At 39.2% G+C, this 16060-nt stretch carries 17 protein-coding genes; 6 read left to right on the forward strand and 11 right to left on the reverse strand.

The window, feature by feature from the left end:
• The first annotated feature begins 31 nt into the window (after positions 1 to 31).
• Positions 32 to 1078, forward strand: coding sequence for a hypothetical protein (locus tag MKY74_RS35295; RefSeq protein WP_144025550.1), 1047 nt, complete (start codon positions 32 to 34; stop codon positions 1076 to 1078).
• Between the two features lie 173 nt (positions 1079 to 1251).
• On the opposite strand, the gene MKY74_RS35300 is transcribed toward MKY74_RS35295, so the two are convergent.
• The 3 genes from MKY74_RS35300 to MKY74_RS35310 are packed head-to-tail and all read right to left on the reverse strand — an operon-like array spanning position 1252 to position 2283.
• The gene (locus MKY74_RS35300) at positions 1252 to 1506 is read right to left on the reverse strand and encodes a helix-turn-helix domain-containing protein (RefSeq protein WP_076176838.1); all 255 of its coding nucleotides are present in this window, start codon (positions 1504 to 1506) and stop codon (positions 1252 to 1254) included.
• Positions 1496 to 1687 carry a YvrJ family protein gene (locus tag MKY74_RS35305; protein WP_445671813.1) on the reverse strand — a complete coding sequence of 64 codons (192 nt, stop codon included), beginning with the start codon at positions 1685 to 1687 and terminating at the stop codon, positions 1496 to 1498. Before MKY74_RS35305 ends, MKY74_RS35300 begins: the two co-directional genes overlap by 11 nt.
• The gene (locus MKY74_RS35310) at positions 1684 to 2283 is read right to left on the reverse strand and encodes a sigma-70 family RNA polymerase sigma factor (protein WP_076176837.1); all 600 of its coding nucleotides are present in this window, start codon (positions 2281 to 2283) and stop codon (positions 1684 to 1686) included. Before MKY74_RS35310 ends, MKY74_RS35305 begins: the two co-directional genes overlap by 4 nt.
• A gap of 312 nt (positions 2284 to 2595) precedes the next feature.
• Between MKY74_RS35310 and MKY74_RS35315 the strand changes: the two genes are divergently transcribed.
• Complete coding sequence (locus tag MKY74_RS35315) at positions 2596 to 3081, forward strand: L,D-transpeptidase (RefSeq protein WP_076176836.1); 486 nt, start codon at positions 2596 to 2598, stop codon at positions 3079 to 3081.
• Between the two features lie 48 nt (positions 3082 to 3129).
• Here MKY74_RS35315 and MKY74_RS35320 read toward each other — a convergent pair whose 3' ends face one another.
• From MKY74_RS35320 to MKY74_RS35330, 3 genes are all read right to left on the reverse strand, one after another.
• Positions 3130 to 4023, reverse strand: a complete 894-nt coding sequence (locus MKY74_RS35320; protein ID WP_076176835.1) for a hypothetical protein — start codon at positions 4021 to 4023, stop codon at positions 3130 to 3132.
• Between the two features lie 969 nt (positions 4024 to 4992).
• Positions 4993 to 5472: an AbrB/MazE/SpoVT family DNA-binding domain-containing protein gene (locus MKY74_RS35325; protein WP_279628530.1), complete on the reverse strand. Its 480-nt coding sequence runs from the start codon at positions 5470 to 5472 to the stop codon at positions 4993 to 4995.
• Between the two features lie 250 nt (positions 5473 to 5722).
• Entirely contained in the window at positions 5723 to 5890 is a 168-nt protein-coding gene (locus MKY74_RS35330; RefSeq protein WP_084204283.1) for a cold-shock protein, read from the reverse strand.
• Positions 5891 to 6212: 322 nt separating this feature from the next.
• Between MKY74_RS35330 and MKY74_RS35335 the strand changes: the two genes are divergently transcribed.
• Positions 6213 to 6614, forward strand: coding sequence for a VOC family protein (locus tag MKY74_RS35335; RefSeq protein WP_076176833.1), 402 nt, complete (start codon positions 6213 to 6215; stop codon positions 6612 to 6614).
• Positions 6615 to 6929: 315 nt separating this feature from the next.
• On the opposite strand, the gene MKY74_RS35340 is transcribed toward MKY74_RS35335, so the two are convergent.
• Positions 6930 to 7121 (reverse strand): hypothetical protein, encoded by a 192-nt coding sequence (locus tag MKY74_RS35340; RefSeq protein ID WP_076176832.1) that lies wholly within the window; start codon positions 7119 to 7121, stop codon positions 6930 to 6932.
• A gap of 657 nt (positions 7122 to 7778) precedes the next feature.
• On the opposite strand from MKY74_RS35340, the gene MKY74_RS35345 reads away from it, so the two are divergent.
• Together MKY74_RS35345 and MKY74_RS35350 are read left to right on the forward strand one after the other, a co-directional pair.
• Positions 7779 to 8042, forward strand: a complete 264-nt coding sequence (locus MKY74_RS35345) for a hypothetical protein (RefSeq protein ID WP_144025549.1) — start codon at positions 7779 to 7781, stop codon at positions 8040 to 8042.
• Positions 8043 to 8221: 179 nt separating this feature from the next.
• Positions 8222 to 8716, forward strand: a complete 495-nt coding sequence (locus MKY74_RS35350; RefSeq protein ID WP_144025548.1) for a copper amine oxidase N-terminal domain-containing protein — start codon at positions 8222 to 8224, stop codon at positions 8714 to 8716.
• Positions 8717 to 9022: 306 nt separating this feature from the next.
• Here the strand turns inward: MKY74_RS35350 and MKY74_RS35355 are convergent, their stop codons facing one another.
• Positions 9023 to 10756 carry an ABC transporter ATP-binding protein gene (locus MKY74_RS35355; RefSeq protein ID WP_076176830.1) on the reverse strand — a complete coding sequence of 578 codons (1734 nt, stop codon included), beginning with the start codon at positions 10754 to 10756 and terminating at the stop codon, positions 9023 to 9025.
• 474 nt (positions 10757 to 11230) lie between these two features.
• Positions 11231 to 11494 (reverse strand): hypothetical protein, encoded by a 264-nt coding sequence (locus MKY74_RS35360; protein WP_244169467.1) that lies wholly within the window; start codon positions 11492 to 11494, stop codon positions 11231 to 11233.
• A gap of 570 nt (positions 11495 to 12064) precedes the next feature.
• Here MKY74_RS35360 and MKY74_RS35365 point away from each other — a divergent pair.
• On the forward strand, positions 12065 to 13267 hold the full coding sequence (locus MKY74_RS35365; RefSeq protein WP_076177131.1) for an IS110 family transposase: 1203 nt from the start codon (positions 12065 to 12067) through the stop codon (positions 13265 to 13267).
• A 263-nt stretch (positions 13268 to 13530) separates the two neighbouring features.
• On the opposite strand, the gene MKY74_RS35370 is transcribed toward MKY74_RS35365, so the two are convergent.
• Entirely contained in the window at positions 13531 to 14496 is a 966-nt protein-coding gene (locus MKY74_RS35370; protein WP_076176920.1) for a phosphotransferase enzyme family protein, read from the reverse strand.
• Positions 14497 to 14810: 314 nt separating this feature from the next.
• Entirely contained in the window at positions 14811 to 15575 is a 765-nt protein-coding gene (gene mreC / locus MKY74_RS35375) for a rod shape-determining protein MreC (protein WP_076176919.1), read from the reverse strand.
• Between the last annotated feature and the right edge of the window lie 485 nt (positions 15576 to 16060).

Consider the following 16060-nt stretch of genomic DNA (forward strand, 5'->3'; position numbering starts at 1 on the left):
TCCATTTTTATAGTAGAGGAAGCGATTTGTTTTGAAAAAAAAACATACTGAAGTTAGAATCATTACTACCGTTTTATTTCTATTATTGTGTACAATAATCTTCACTTCTTGCTCAAGCCCTTCAGGTTCTGGGAGTAGCACAGCTGTAAAGCCTATAGTGGATTCGCCTTATTTATCGATTACCTATACACAATATGTGAACGGTAAGGATACAAATGATGGGATGGTCATGCGATCTATGATTTACGACACTCATACGAAAGAAATCAAAAAATTGGGGGATATACCTTATACATCCCAATCTCCCCTATCCGTAGTTTCAAGAAGTGAAAACAAATTATATTACTCAGCAGATGTGGGTAGGGATGGTGACCAGTTATTCTCTTATGACTTAAACACTAAGAAAGAAAGCCAATTAACTAAAAATCTGTTTGCTATTAATTATATTGTACCCATTAATCCCAAGGGTTCACTTGTAATGGCGGCTGCAATAAAACCAGGAGGGAATTTAAAGACGATCTTTCTTGATAAAAATGAGGGTTCAATGAAGGTGCTGCATGATAAGGATACGGATACCAATACATGGTGTGTAGCCTATAATCAAAAAAAGGAATCAATCTACACGGCGGAATACTCAAAGGAGGCCCAGTTCCAAGCACGCGAACTTGCTTGGAAACAAAAAAAGGTATTGGTTCCCCCAGATTATACGATTAAAGAAATCAATACAAAAACTCTACAAGAAAGGATAGTTATTCGATTAATACATGAACAAGTGATTTCCCTTTCGAGCAGTGACGATCAATTGTTCATCGTTACGTCTCCATATTATAATAATGGGCACATTGAGTACAGTCTGGTGGATATTCAATCTGGAAAACGAACTAAATTGAAGCTCCCCATCCTTACAGGTAGTTCTGCTGCTATTACCCAAGACCAGCAAGGCTTATTTTATCTTGGCGGTCCAACAGATAAAGATCAAAGAGGTATTTACTTGTTCGACTTTAAAACCCAAAAGTCCGTACCTGTGTTCAATCAGGCCGATGGATTTATTAATGAGTTCTCCTTAATTGGTAACTAAAGGACACTTTAATGAGGCAGGGAATAAAAGACCTTACAAACTTACGAGACCAATCGTCGGGATTCAAACGGCGATTGGTTATTTATATTTTGCTACTATACTTACACCTACAAGTCATAAAGGAAAAGGGTGGGTCTTCTTTTGAAAAGAAAACACAGCCTCCTTGGGCTGTTTTAATTTTCGCTTTCATAAATCTCATTTAATTGTTGGCAAAAACCTGTGAAGTCCAGTGTATTTACTAAGTCAAAAGACATAATTTTCTTGATGATGATTTCAATTATGTTTTGTTCTAAGTCCTCCTGGCGATCACCTTTTATCTTTCGTCGAGCACTGCGAATGGCCGGCAGAAAAGATCTAATTATCTCATACAGGGCTTCTTTGTCGCCCTGTTGCGCGCGTAACACTTGGTCAAATAGTTCACTTTTCATGGCTTCCCTCATTTGATCTATTATTAATAACATCTGTAAGCTTTGTGATTGTTTCCGTTAAAATTTCTAGTTTTCTTTCAAACCGAGTTAGTAAGTATCCGGTAAGAACTATAGGAAAGCCTACCTGACTGATTGCTGTAAGTAAGTATGTAAGAGGAGAAGAATTATCCACTCGATTCACCGCCCTTCCTGTAAAGCAACACGTAGTCTTTTTAATGCGAGGTTTCTGGTCTTGCAAACTGCTTGTGGTGAAACACCCATTACCTTGGCTATTTCATGGTCTTTATAGCAAAGTGAATATCCCAGAGTAGTTATTATCTTCTGTTTATGCGATAAATCTGAAAATGCATCTACTAAATTTTCGTTGGTGAAAGTTGATTGGAAGTAACCAGGATCCGAGGTGGTTGGTTCTGGGTGAGTAGAAGTATGGTTAAATAAAAGAAGCTCTCCTAATGTACTGTTCCCTTCATCAGATGCAGACCGATCAAATATGAGCTGATAACGATAGTCGTGTTTCCTATACATTCTCATTTGATCAATAGTATAAAAATTTATTGTCTGGACTAAAAATTTTACAAATCGAATCCTAAAATAATATTTTCGGAACTTCTCCTCAAGTTCATTGCGACTATCCATATTTCCATCCACTGCTTCGAGTAACAAAAGAACGTTTTCCTCTTCCTGAAAAAATCCCTTCACAACTCGATTCGAAAAGATATTTTGCTTGGAATGACAATAATCCAAAAACCGCTCCTGCTGATCAACAGACAACCCCATCTAAATCCCCCCTCCTCTATTTACCTAAACTCTTATAAATAAAGTGTTATGTGTATTTAAAAAAACAACCTAAACGAACAAATGTTCCGTTTTTTTCAAAAAAAATAATAATTCCTTAAAAAGGGATTATTTCACAAATAAAAAGTTCTGGCTTTTTCCTATATCAATAGTTTTTCGAAAGGTTGATATTTTTTGTTGATCTTTCACTTTACTAATATGACTCAGAAAAAGTCGGTAGCGGTTGAGATGAGGGCTCGCCCGTTACCCTTCCCTCTGATCTGATTCATAATAAATTCTTTGGAGGCGTTAAACATGGGTTACAATTACCATATCGTTGCGAATTTTCCATCTAACCGGAATTACAAGGGTACTCTGAAAATGTATAATGCGGCAGGTTCTTTGGTCTTTGGGCCTGTTGATGCTCTCGGTCGAGGTTCGAATAAAGATGAGAATAACGGCGACCATACACAGTGGAAACTTAAATATGCCGATATTCCAACCGGTGAATATGAGACCACAGTGGTAGCCCCAAACACACCTGAATCGACTTACGGACCTTATAAACGAGTGTGGTTAAATCATGCACTTAATGGCAACGCTAAAATTGCCGAGGCTAATGGTCGGAACGAAATTATGATCCACGGCGGTGATCCGGACGATAATCCAAGTAATACTTGGTATCCCCTCCATCCAACATTGGGATGCATCCGTCTTTCCAATAGCAATCAATATTCATTGATTAATGCTATTGCTGCCGCAGGTAGCGGTACAGGTTTGATTACAATAAATAATATTTAATTAAAGAGAGGCATTAAGACCCTGATGGGGACTTAATGCCTCTCTTAACTATTTATCAATAATGGTTGGACCGTAATCCTTTAGGCTAGAAAGTTCATCTCGGGAAATGGGCGCGATTTCTTTAACTGTTTGATTTTGAATATCTAATCTGTATAGTTTAAAAACATCAGACGGTTGTTCGCTTACAATATCAAGTGAGTCGCCATTCTTTTTCCACAGAAGGAAAGCGGTTGAAATATACTTGGTATCCGTTGTCGTAAAGGAATATTGCTTATTGTCAGTACTGTATAAAGCGATGTTACTGCTTGGATTCTCATATGCTAAAGCAAGTGTTTCACTGTTTGGCGACCAGCTGTATGGATGAATATACTGTATACGTTTTTTTCCGGATAATTCTAACTCACTATTTAAATTGACACTCTCTCCATTATTTAAATTCATCAACACAACAACAGAGCCGGAGTCAAAGCTGACTGCTAAATAATTTTGATTTGGTGACAGTGATACTGAATCTATTTGTGAAGGATTTTGACTAAGTTTTAAATCATAGGACTTATCAGCTTTTTTTATTTTTATCGAACTTATATTATGAGCTTCAGGCCCCGCCTGCTTTGCCTTTGTCTTTTTAGCCGTTAAACTCACATCTTGGTTTTTCCATTCAAATTCATCTGCATTATTCTCAACGGATGGAGAGGACTGGTTCTTAAAGTAGTTTGACAGTTCAAATTGATCCTTCGTATTGGCTTTATCTCCTTTTTCACCTTCGATTGGATTCTTCTGCGTACCGGAGCCGTCTGGTTTAGTGTCATCTTGATCCTTATTTTGACCAACATTTGTGTTGATTTCCGTGTTTTTTGAACTTTCAACGGGTTCCGTATTATTTTTGGAACATCCGGAAAGAATCATGGTTAATAAAATAATTATTATTGAGAACTGCTTCATGTATTTCACTCCTTATTCAATTAATTTCAGAAGATTAAGGTTAGTTACGAAAATTTCAGTCTAAGTTCCTTTGCATTGATATCGACTAGGTTGATTTCCCTAACGCGTCAGGATCGCCTTGAATCATCTCCTAGATTGTTTATTTCTAAATTAAACAACGCCAAAAGAATCCAAAAAGTTACACTTTTTTCTGAAATTGTTTTACATTGGATTTATTTTTTCTGGTTCGTAGTCCTTCACATAACCCCTTCTTATAAAACATTCTTAGGACGAAATAATTACTTAGATGTAGCCACGTTAAGAGGCAGATCCAAGATCAATGTAGTTCGCACACCATGTCTCACTGCAGCGTCCCACGTTACTTTTCTAGGTCGCTCGTTGGGTGGTAGCCGTAAGGAGCATAAATAATGCATCCGCATGTATGCGCTCTGGATGATCCCTGGTTTCATGCACCAATTCGGCTCCGGTTTCGGTGATAACGGAATCAAACCATTTGGCCAGTCCTCCAATGATCACAATGCGGCAGCCCAATAAAAATGGATCTTGCTAGAACTAACCTCCTTTTTTTGACAGGATATTTTTTTACCGAATGAGGATTTGTCCTCTTCCTTTTCGACTGTCAACAGGAGAATAGGAGTTGTTTATTGACTCGTTCCACTCCTCAAATGTTTTGTTGATTTTCTTAGATTGTTGAAGACCAACCGTTAATGCTTCAGATATCACCAGCGGCATTGTAATGTAATGATCCGGACTATAAGCATCCAGGTACCGGGATAATTCCCTCAGTTGCTGAACGCGTCTAGGTTCCAGTTCCCGAATGATCCCACGCGATAAAATTGGATACAATATAATTTTTCTTTGGGCAGCAGTATGTATTAGCAAGCCGGCAACTGCAGAACCAGAATAGTCTAACGCAAATGAGAGTTCAGACAATCGATCGTATTCAAAGCCATAATATTTCATATGCACTCAGTTGAATGAGTTGGTTTTTTTCATAGTTCGAATCAAATAACTGACATAACCTTGGGTGACCCCAAGCATTTCTGCCCATTCAACTTGAGTAGCATTGGGATACGTTAGCATGACCTCGGCTAACCGTTTCCGAGTATCCACTTGTTTGCCCCTTGTCTTCTTTTCTTCTTGCGGTTTCACTTCACTATCCAAAGCGATGGCGCTTTCAAGCTTGGCCAAATGCGGTTCAGGTCCTCTTATATCTCGTAAACAGGACGTGCAGATCAATCGGCCCTTGAAATAGCTTAACGCCTCGATGGATTCGCAAAACAAGCATCCGGAGTTTAACTTACGGAACATCAAGTATTTAGCCTCTTCATCGATAAAGAACTCAAGCGCGTCTGCTTCGTCGACCCCTAAAACACGCCGCAGTTCTACAGGGATGACAATTCGTCCTAACTCATCCACCTGCCGGACAATTCCGATACTCTTCATCATCGCACGCTCCTATAATATATTAAAGCCATACCAATCATTCTGGATTGGAAAGTGAAATATCTGGTTATGTTTCCGTTGTAATTCAACCATGGACTGCTCATATTCCTTGACGCATCGATTGAATAATTGTATTGGGCTTCATATCAATTCACAGCACCATATGCAATTATCATAATAGGGCCTTCCACTCCACGAACGTGTTTTTTCTTACCGTTACTTAACGAGGTCAACTGCGACTTTTTGACCTTGTTTAAAAAAACCCAAAACCGTTGGATAACATAATTGGGTCTGGTAATATATCAATAAAGTGAACAAATACATGGTTACCGTCCTGACCGTCTAACATTATCCGCCCGTAACCTTTATCGTCTTTGAACCATTTGACAATACCCCATCGTCTTTTCCCTATAATCAGCACCTCCTCTATCGCTTAAATTATCACTAGGATCGGCTATCGTTTCCTTTTTGTTTAATACCTTGGGGGCATAAATAGATCAAAGAACGGCAATGCCGTTCCGTTCTATTACAAAACGCACTTCTACTTTGATACGAATTGAATTCTTGGCAAGATCAATATTTTGGCGAAAACGATGCCGGGGCATACGTAAGTCTACTAAGGAAAACCACTGGATGCATGACAGAATGCCGAACCTTGTGATTTCTTTTATAAATTTTACTTCAGCCGCCAAAATTAGAGTATAGTAGGAGTAATTGAAAATATATTCCAGGAGGCTGAAGCCATGTCACAGGAGATTTGGATTAACCTGCCGGTCAAAAATGTTGAGAGGTCAACTGCCTTTTTCAATGAGATTGGATTCAATGCGACGAGTTTTGGTAACGAGAGGGCCAAGCTTACCATAGGCCAAACAACGATTCTGCTGTTCCCGGATGCGGTGTTCGAGAAATTTACAGGTTCAAAAACTGCAGACACTACCCATAACGCAGAGGTAATATTTTCACTAGGTGCTGAAAGCAGAGAAGAAGTAGATGCCTTTATTCAAAAAGTAGAGTTTGCCGGAGGAAGCATCTTTGGCAAGCCAAATGAAATTGACGGCTGGATGTACGACGCAGGATTTGCTGACCTGGACGGTCATCGCTGGAACCTGCTGTACATGGATGAGAGCAAAATGCCGAAACGCTAATAAGGAAACGCCGGTCTCCTGCTCCAGGTCACCGGCGTTTTTACACCGCGTTTAATCTTATATCTGCCGTTTAAATCAAAATCGTTGCTTAGAATGAAAAATTCGTGGGTTGAACTAATACATATCACATGAATTAGCCCGCGTAAATTATTGGTCTTACAGAAACTATATTAACACATATTGGAACCAACCTGTCCGTTAGCTTAAAATGCAATGATGCCGAATGCTCGCCTTCAAACGTAATTAAACTTCAGCATCTGCTTTTTGCGACCAAACACGTCTAAATTAACCAGGTCTTCTTCATGGATCATCATATTATTTGGTGCGGGGCTGGTCAAAATCATACCAGGCGATTCGGACGGTCGCTATGATTCGATTCTCAAACACCTTCTCAAAAACGGGAAAGCTCGCAGTACGGCCCGGATAATTCACTTCGCCCCACTGGTCGAAGCCGAGTCCCCGGTACAGTTTAAGAGCGAGGGCATTTTGCTTATACGTTAACCTCATTACTCCTTAAGCCGTTCTCTTGGGCGAATGTTCCGTAAAAAGTGACCAGTTTACGCCGATGGGTCTCGGATTTACTATGACTAACTGTATGGTACTGTTCGGTCTGATGATGATCCAGCACCTTAATGCCGAGAAGGCGTCCCGCTGACTGCAGCATACATGTTCAGCACTTAAGGTCTACTCTGCTCAAGTGCGGTTCCAATCCTCATCGGCCCATGATTCCTACTTACCCCCGGTGACTCCTGTGCGAATCTGTAATTCAATCTCATCTCCGTTTTCACTTGCAAAAGTTAGGTTAACCTTTAATACTCCTTTGTGATGAGTTCCCGGATTCCCCGAATGGATCTGGGTCTTTTCGGGGGCCGCTTGGAATATAGGGACCGTGAACCGGGGGATCCAAAATATGATTTTACGTGTGGGCAACTAAAAGGCACATTATCTACTTAGTATCGCGGTAATTAACAATTGAACTGATAGGGTGCATTTAATATTAATGGAATTAGTTCAAGTTTCTCGACTGCACCCTCCCTAGGCATGGACATATCCTGACCGATTTAGGTATAAAACTTCACGTATATTGAAAAATATTCTGGTAGGCTGATGTCTTTAATACGTGAGCCTATTTTCCCGTACATCAAAGAAAGGAGAGAATGTTTTGTGAAAAAATTCAGGCCGCTAACTCTCATCGCGACAGCTGCAGTAGGTGTTTCCTTAGCAATGGGGACACAGACACAAGCATCCGGCACAAATATTAAAGTGATTGGTGAAAACATTCCCGTTTCTTCTGATGCCGCACCTTACTTGGTCAATAGAACCGAAGAATCCTCAAAGAACTATAAACAGGTTCGCATCTTAAGCTTTCGCGAATCCGAACAGCATTTGTTATCCAGGCAAACAATGCCTGTCCCACCTCCCGTGTGATATTCATCCGTTCCTTGATAATCAGTCATAGTCCCTAACAAGCCGGTCCACTCCAATTCATCAGTCACACTGGTGGCATGGTATAATTATGCGCAGACTGTTAATAGCAAAACGACTCACACCATTCGCTTAAAGATCACGGGGAAGGCCAAAATCACTTGCAGATTGGAGTGAAAAAGTTGAAATTTAAATGGAAGCAATCGTGTTGTTTGTCTGTTATGCTAGCTGTATTTCTTCTAGCTATTTTCTCTCCAAACACGGTACAAGCAGCCCAGGTAGCTATTCACGGCTCGGTTACAATTGATGGTAAGGAACTTAAAATGGACCCAAAGCCGATTGTAATTAATGGCAGCGTTATGGTTCCGTTTAGGCAGCTCTTCACAGCACTGGGACTGACAATCGATTGGGTTAAGACGGATGAAAAGACCCAAACGGTAACTGGGAAGAATGATGCGGATACTGTCATTCAATACCAAGTCTCCGCTAGTAAATGGACGGCTACTTTGAATGGCAAGGAAATTGAATTAACGCAGGGCCCTTTTATTGACCCCGAGACGAGCACGCTGTATGTTAACTTGCGTTTCATTAGTGAATCGGTCGGAGCAGCCGTAAGTTGGAATAACATCCACAAAATCGCATCCATCGACACAGTAAAAAATAGTAATTCCAATTAACCGCTGAACATGAGCATATATGTCATCGTTAAATACGTTATCACCGAGGGTCACAATTACTTCTTTCGCTGGGTCAGCGTAAAGAAAAAGGAAGTGGGCGTCCCCACTTCCTTTTTCTTAATCAGTCTTGCATCCCCATGGTAGGGGTCAAATTAACGAATTCAAACTTATGATTACATTCGGTAACATGAAAACCAAGCCCAGAAATGCAATACACCCTAAAATATTTGGCGTCATAATCCCAAAGTATCTGTTCTGTGGGTCGTAATTGTTTCGTATTGGGTCAAACTTGAACTCAAACACCAACTAAGCCCGACTCCCCCCAAACTGATCAGCCATGACCAATTTTCTGTAAAGATTATGATTGTTTTTGAGATCTGTATGTCTTCCGGCCGTTACCGTTCCGTCAGGATTGACTACCAGAATTTGATCAACCCGAGATGCAAAAGTCAATCGATGGCTTACAATTAGTTTTGTCGAGGTGATTTCTTGGATCCAGATTAACTCAATTATTTCCTCGGTTAAAATGGGATCAAGGGCAGATGTGACCTCATCAAATATTAGAATGGACGGGCTTCTTAACAAAGCACGGGCAAGTGCAATTCTCTGCCGTTCTCCTCCCGAAGCCTGAATCGCATTGGGACCAAGTTTTTCATCTAGTCCCTTAGGTAACTTCTTAACTAGGGAATCTAAATGGGTTTTATGAATAATTTCATTTATTCGCTCATCGGTTATCTGTTCGGCTGAAGACAATCCATACAAAAGGTTCTCCCTTAATGTACGGTTCCAAATAACCACATTTTGTGGGACTATACCAATCGCTTGTCTTAATAACTTCTTGTTCCACTCAACAGTTGCGCAGCCTGCGATTTCTACCTTTCCCTTTAGGGGATCATACAAACCAGTAATGAGATCTATAATCGTACTTTTTCCGACACCGCTTGGTCCAACGATTAAAGTCGTCGAACCGGGGGCAAGGCTGAAATTAACATTGGTTAGACCCTCGCTACGGTTTGGATAATTAAAATCGACATGATCAAAACGTATGCCCATTTCTTTTTGTTCTAAAGATGGTTTCAGGGTACCTGAATTTTCTGCCGGGTTGTTAAAAATGCTATATATTGGGTCGAGGACAACCTTGACTCTTTTCGTACCCAATTGCACCCTTTGTAAACTCGAAACCGATTGAAACACCATAGGTACATAGGCTAAAAAAGCGACAATACTTCCAATATTGAGAACTCCATGGCGGATTTTTATGTAACCATATATAATGACGATACTTAAACACAGTGATTGGAATAAGATAAGAATGCCTTTTTCATTAAAATCACCAATGAGTCTTCTCTTCATCCAATAGAGACGATCTAGTGCCAACCAGTCTTTCCAAACTTTAAACTCTTTATCTCCGCCTCCGAAAAGACGAATGGTCCTAATATTTTCTAGAGATTCCTGAAGATAACCGGCACTTTCTGATCTTATATCAACATATTTTTTTTCAACACTCTTTACCCTTGCTCCCGTTAATGCTGTTAATAATACGGTAATTAATCCACATGCCATGATAACTAGGCTTAGAGAAATATCCATCCAGAACATAGAAGCAAAGATAAATAATAAGGTAAAAAAAGATAAAATGGCGGGTACTAATTCCCGATCAATATAACCTTCTCCGACAATAATTGAATCCTGGATGGATTGATACATCTTGCCCGGAGGGGTTTTATCCAAATATTCTGTATGCAACCCCAACATACGATTAAACAGATCACCACGAAGTTTTTGTGTGATTTTTTGCCCTACACCAGATAAGAAAAAAGTCTGAACGTAAGAAATAACTGTCGCCAATATAGGAATTGAAATAAGCAGAACAACGTTTAGTAGAAGCGAAGAAGAGTATTCTTTTGAAAGGCTATTGATGAGATTTCTGATAACAAGGGGTTGAGCAACGCTAAGAAGTGTTCCGATGATTGATAGTATAAGTCCGATTAGAATTGTTAACCATAAAGGACGAACGTAATGAACTAAAAAGCTCTTCAATTCCATCCCTCCTTGAACATTTTTGCTGAACCATTGATATGCAATTGAATTTCCCAATATAGATAGGAGAAAACACGTCCGCAACCTGATAGTAACTTCCAAATCATCCACGTAATTGCCGAAATCGCTTAAAATCCTCTTCCGAAAATCATAAAAAAGACATTGTTTCCAACGGTCGAAAAATGTGTTTCAAGTATCTAAAGCCTGTACCGATTGGATGTGTGCAACAAAAAGCATGCCTATATATGTCTTAAACTGCTCTTTAGTCCAAAACCCAACGAACATATGTTCAAAATTCCTACTTTTTATAATTAGGTCTGCACCCCGAGGGGCCCAATCTCAAGCAAATCGAAGAAAAACGAAAAACGGTCTCTTCGCTGCAAACAGAGGCCGTTTTCTAGATCAAAAAAATAAATTCCGAAAATCGCCGCTCAAGGCGGAATTTGGACAAAAAAAAGAGTTTAAAATATCTCCTTATTGAACTTTTGCTTCTGATGCTAGAACCATTTTTATGATTATCGGAGAAAGAACCAATACAGCCCCCACTAACAAAAAAGTCGAGCCATACAAGTAAATCGGAGTATCCTTAATTGGTATCATCATCCCCAACTTGTAAATGGCCAACCCTTCACCTCTTACCTTTGTTGTGAGAACATCAATCCCCTCATAGGCCACATACAAACCCAACATAAAAGGAATAGCCCAGAATATATTCATTGCCCTAAATATAATCTTCATTTATTAGCCTCCTTTGTGTAACTTGCCACACAGTACCTAATTATTCGCTCTTCCACTTTTTCATTACCTGCTTGGCAAGAATGAGCGTAGTTGCTCTATGTTTCTCTCTAATGTATTTCACAATACGATCTAGCGGTTGGCTAACGAGAAAGTTTGTATCCAAGGTGTACCTGATTGGTTTATTGTAATCCTGTCCATCGATGCACCTCTCCTTCCGTGAGATATGACGATGATATGATTAAACTATCCCGCCCGTTAACTTAATGACGGCAGCCGATTATTTTGTCTGGCTGCCGTCATGATTGAGTTATCGTTTCCCGTCGTATTATGAGGTCAGCCAGTTTTTACTGGTTGACCACTTTTGTTATGGTGGTGTATTTCTCAGTAGTCGGGCAGATCGGACGTTCCCCTGGGTCTGTAACCCGTCGCTAAAACTGATCGCCCCCTACTTGTAGAAACCATGTTTAAGCTGGTTGAGACGACTTAGATCTCGCATAACAAGCGATGTTGTGGAACTATGAGCTGTTTTAGGGGTACCGACATTTTCACTTTTAAGGGAGGGAGTATTTCATGAATCCTGTCATTGGTCTGGATATTTCAAAAGGTAAAAGTGATGGACAAGTTTTCTTAGACAAAGGCAATCCCATGGGACACCCTTTTTGTTTTCAGCATAACCAAGTAGGTCTTAGCCAACTGCTAGATGTCGTTTCAACTGTACAGGATACAGCAGGCAAAGCCCCCGTTGTGATTCTGGAATCGACAGGACATTACCATCAGGCTGTAATACAGTTTCTAGAAGAACACGGTATCTTATTCTTAGTTGTGAATCCTCTCATTTCACATCAAGCCAAAAAGTCAAGTCTACGGAAAGTGAAAACAGATGCAGTCGATGCCTATCGGCTCTGCGAGCTGTACTACAAAGAGGAATTTGAAGACCATATGCAACGAGGGGTTCAACTACTAAATCTTAGGCATCTAACGCGTCAGTTTGACTCGCTCACACAAATGTATGTACAGGTGAAGCTTCAGTTTCAAGCCGTTCTAGATCAAGTCTTTCCGGATTATAGAGGTATTTTCGGTGATCTTTATTCAAAAGTTTCGTTGCTGCTTTTAAAACAGTTCATGACTCCTGGGGCATTTCAAACAGCTGGCGTATCAACCGTAACACACACAATTACCTGCCTCTGCCCTAGTCGATCTGATCATTGGGCTAGTGACAAAGCAAGCTGTATCATGGTTGCTGCAGCAAATAATCCATTTCCAAAAGTGAGTTATAGTAGCCATCTAATAAGCTTAGCACTATTCATTGACTTACTCCTTCAATATCAAGAGCATCTTTCCCACCTGCAAAGTCAGATCGATGCCCTTGCTGAAGAAGTTGAATCTTATCAGATTATCCAATCGATTCCCGGAATAGGTAGCAAAATCGCTGCAACGATTTTGTCCGAGATCGGGGAAATCCATCGGTTTAATCACGCCAAAAAGCTGGTAGCTTTCGCAGGAATTGACCCTAGCGTCTACTCTTCTGGTAAGTTCACAGCGACAACCAATCGCATTACCAAACGCGGGTCTAAGAAGCTGCGTCATGCCCTATATCTCGCTGTACTATGCGGTCTAAAAAAGACTGGAAGCAAAAGGTTACGTGAATATTACGATAAGAAACGCGAAGCCGGAAAGCCTTACCGGGTTGCCCTCATTGCCTGCGTCAACAAGCTCCTTCACTGGATTTATGCCCTTCTAGTGAAGGAAGAAAGGTTTGTCGATTTAGATTAGTTAACACATTTTTCATCCGGAAGAACAGCCTTCCAGCATGTACAGAGAAGGTTATTTAGTGCGCCTATTTTTCAGTATACCGTCATCCCAAACTTAATTTAAGAGAAAAATGTTGACAAGATATTAGCTGGTTTTAGCTTAATGAACTGTCCTGAATATATTAATAGGGTTCTTTGAACAGAACAATGCAGAGTTTTAAAAAACGGAAATGAGCGTCAAGCTAAGAAGGTATACAGAATCTTTTTAACTAACTAATTGACATTTTAGGAGGATGAGATACCTAAAAAGTAATTATTCTTCTCAACCCACATTTTTATAAATTTCATATTATTTTCCCAAAACTCATCATCACATTCGCCTACATTGTATATTTCTCTATGTGTGAGGTTATGGCCTATCATCCATAGACTTCTTACTGTTGCGAATAAAGGAATGGCCTGCAATTCAACCTTATTTAATTCCCTTCTTTCAGTGTACCCTTTTAAAAATGCTTTCCACAATTCATCTTCAAATGCAAAATCCCATCGTACACTACCTAAGTCATAAGCAAGAAATCCATTAGCACAACAATCAAAGTCAAATATAGTAAATTTGTTATTATCTATGTAAACGTTCATTAAATGAAGGTCTCCGTGGCAAGTCCCTTTCTGTAGATATTGTACTGGCAACTTAGTTATTTTATCTCTTATGACTAGGGCTAAATGTTCTAGATATTTTAAATCTTCCGATCTATAAGATAAAAATAAACGTATAATCTCTAATGGGCGATCAATAATATTATATAGATCTAAATCGACCGTTCGTTTATATCTAGTTTCAAACCCCATCGCTGCGTTTTGAAAGGTTGCAATAAATTGACCATATAAATAACTAACTTCTTTTGTGGGATCAGGGAAATTACCTGGAGCAAATGAGAAGACTACGAATTTTGCTATTCCTGAAGGATTATTTATTTCTGTAATATGTGAACCATCGTTTCGAGGGATAGGAAAGGAAACATTCACTCCTTTTTTTTTCAAAAAATTAATGAATTCTAACTCAAAAAGTATTTCATTTTGATTCCTAATACCATTTCTATAAACTCTTATAAAGTATGATTTTCCTTCATTGGTTAAAATAACATAGTTATCATGAAAGTTATGACCAGAAAAAATACATTGAGTTGCCATAATATCATAATCATCCATTAAGATCGAAAGTAACACGTCATTGTTTAATGGTTCAGGCATTCCAATACCCCCAAATACTAATTGATTGAGACTACCGTTGCCCGATAACTCACCGCCTCGTAAATTGATAAGATCTTCTTTTTCTTATTAGGTTGTGGGAATTTCGCAAATCCATTAAGCGCCCGTTAGCGCAAAGAAGACAGCCTATCCTCTAGACCGACTGCCTTCGTTTTATGGTGTAACTATCGTTTCCCGTTAGCGTAATGACCTTCCAAAATAAATAAAAACTTGATTTTGCTGAAAATTATTAAAAGAAGTTTTCTGGCCAAAGAAACTCGGGCAAATATCAAAGTATCACAGCGTATAAGTCAAAGCTACTTATTAACAACAAAAACAAAAAACTCACTTTCAATAAGAAACGGAGGGAATGTTACCACAGCCTGCCTAGTCTTCCCCATACTTGTCACCCCAATACCGGCTACTTTACCAATTGTCAATCCTTGCGGATATTTCGAAGAATCCCCTCCAGCTGTTTCAACCACATCATTCACAGCAATTGAATGATTTTCTTCTGGAATAAAGTTAATAGCCGGGCGATGTTGTGTAAAGTCATATTCCAACACACCAAAAGAATCAGATCTACCTTTTACTTTTACACTTATTCCCGACTCTTCTAAAAAGGATTGGGAATTAATTAATTCTACTGTTGCAGTATGCTTGGTTGTTTTAGTTATAATACCAACAAAATATCGGTTAAGTGATAAAATAGCACTTCCCTTTTGTATTCTATCCTGCTCCCCTAAATCAATGGTTAGTGAGGAAGCTGACTTATTAAGAATTCTGGCAACTGAATATGAATAGGCTTGCGGAAGTTTTTCCATTGCAGCCTTGGCCTTTTCCAATTGTTCGTTTTCAAATTCTAGCTGACTGCTTGAGATATTTAAAATTGCCTGATCCGCGTAAATCTTCCTAAGCTGTTTATTTTCTTTGTACGTAGATGCTATTCCTTTTATTAGAGAATAGTCACTCATTATTTTATCTTTGAATACAAAAAAGACGCCACCTAAAATAATAATAATAATGCCCGATACTATGCTTGTGGTAAAAATTCCCTTTCTCGTTGAATTTCTAATGTACATGGAATCTTATTCTTCCTTCCCGTTGTTGCCTTTTTTATTCTCTTTAAAGCATAACAAATACAATGTTTTTTCCCAATAATTGTTACTAATTTAATGATTACAATTATACATTTTTTTAAAGCAGACTTAAAAAATTGCTTTACTAAACTGTGTAAAATTAGCAGACAAGACTGCTTAGAATTCCAATATTCAGAATGTGAAGGTGGCTCCGCTTATTTAAGCATCACTATTTCGAACTCCGTAATAGAGTAGGCGCTTTAGTCATTGTCTGTCTGAATGAGTGGTGTTGTTCATGATCCACAGGGTCAACTTAACCGACCATTTAGAGCAAAACAATGTAATTAAAATTACCGTTACATTCTTAGGACAGAATACGTCTTATGATAAGACACAAACTGCAGAGGAATATCTTCGCACACAAGGAGAATGTTATTTGGGGATCAAAGCTTGGCTGTAATATTGTTGTCAATATAAGCGCCACTGCT

Source organism: Paenibacillus sp. FSL R5-0378 (genome assembly GCF_038009285.1).
Lineage (GTDB): Bacteria > Bacillota > Bacilli > Paenibacillales > Paenibacillaceae > Paenibacillus_AQ > Paenibacillus_AQ favisporus.

Coding starts and splice junctions, on each gene's coding strand:
- MKY74_RS35300 (WP_076176838.1), bottom strand. CDS start 1,506: ATGAAAAGTGAACTATTTGACCAAGTGTTACGCGCGCAACAGGGCGAC.
- MKY74_RS35310 (WP_076176837.1), bottom strand. CDS start 2,283: ATGGGGTTGTCTGTTGATCAGCAGGAGCGGTTTTTGGATTATTGTCAT.
- MKY74_RS35315 (WP_076176836.1), top strand. CDS start 2,596: ATGGGTTACAATTACCATATCGTTGCGAATTTTCCATCTAACCGGAAT.
- MKY74_RS35320 (WP_076176835.1), bottom strand. CDS start 4,023: ATGAAGCAGTTCTCAATAATAATTATTTTATTAACCATGATTCTTTCC.
- MKY74_RS35325 (WP_279628530.1), bottom strand. CDS start 5,472: ATGATGAAGAGTATCGGAATTGTCCGGCAGGTGGATGAGTTAGGACGA.
- MKY74_RS35335 (WP_076176833.1), top strand. CDS start 6,213: ATGTCACAGGAGATTTGGATTAACCTGCCGGTCAAAAATGTTGAGAGG.
- MKY74_RS35340 (WP_076176832.1), bottom strand. CDS start 7,121: ATGAGGTTAACGTATAAGCAAAATGCCCTCGCTCTTAAACTGTACCGG.
- MKY74_RS35360 (WP_244169467.1), bottom strand. CDS start 11,494: ATGAAGATTATATTTAGGGCAATGAATATATTCTGGGCTATTCCTTTT.
- MKY74_RS35365 (WP_076177131.1), top strand. CDS start 12,065: ATGAATCCTGTCATTGGTCTGGATATTTCAAAAGGTAAAAGTGATGGA.
- MKY74_RS35370 (WP_076176920.1), bottom strand. CDS start 14,496: ATGCCTGAACCATTAAACAATGACGTGTTACTTTCGATCTTAATGGAT.
- mreC (WP_076176919.1), bottom strand. CDS start 15,575: ATGTACATTAGAAATTCAACGAGAAAGGGAATTTTTACCACAAGCATA.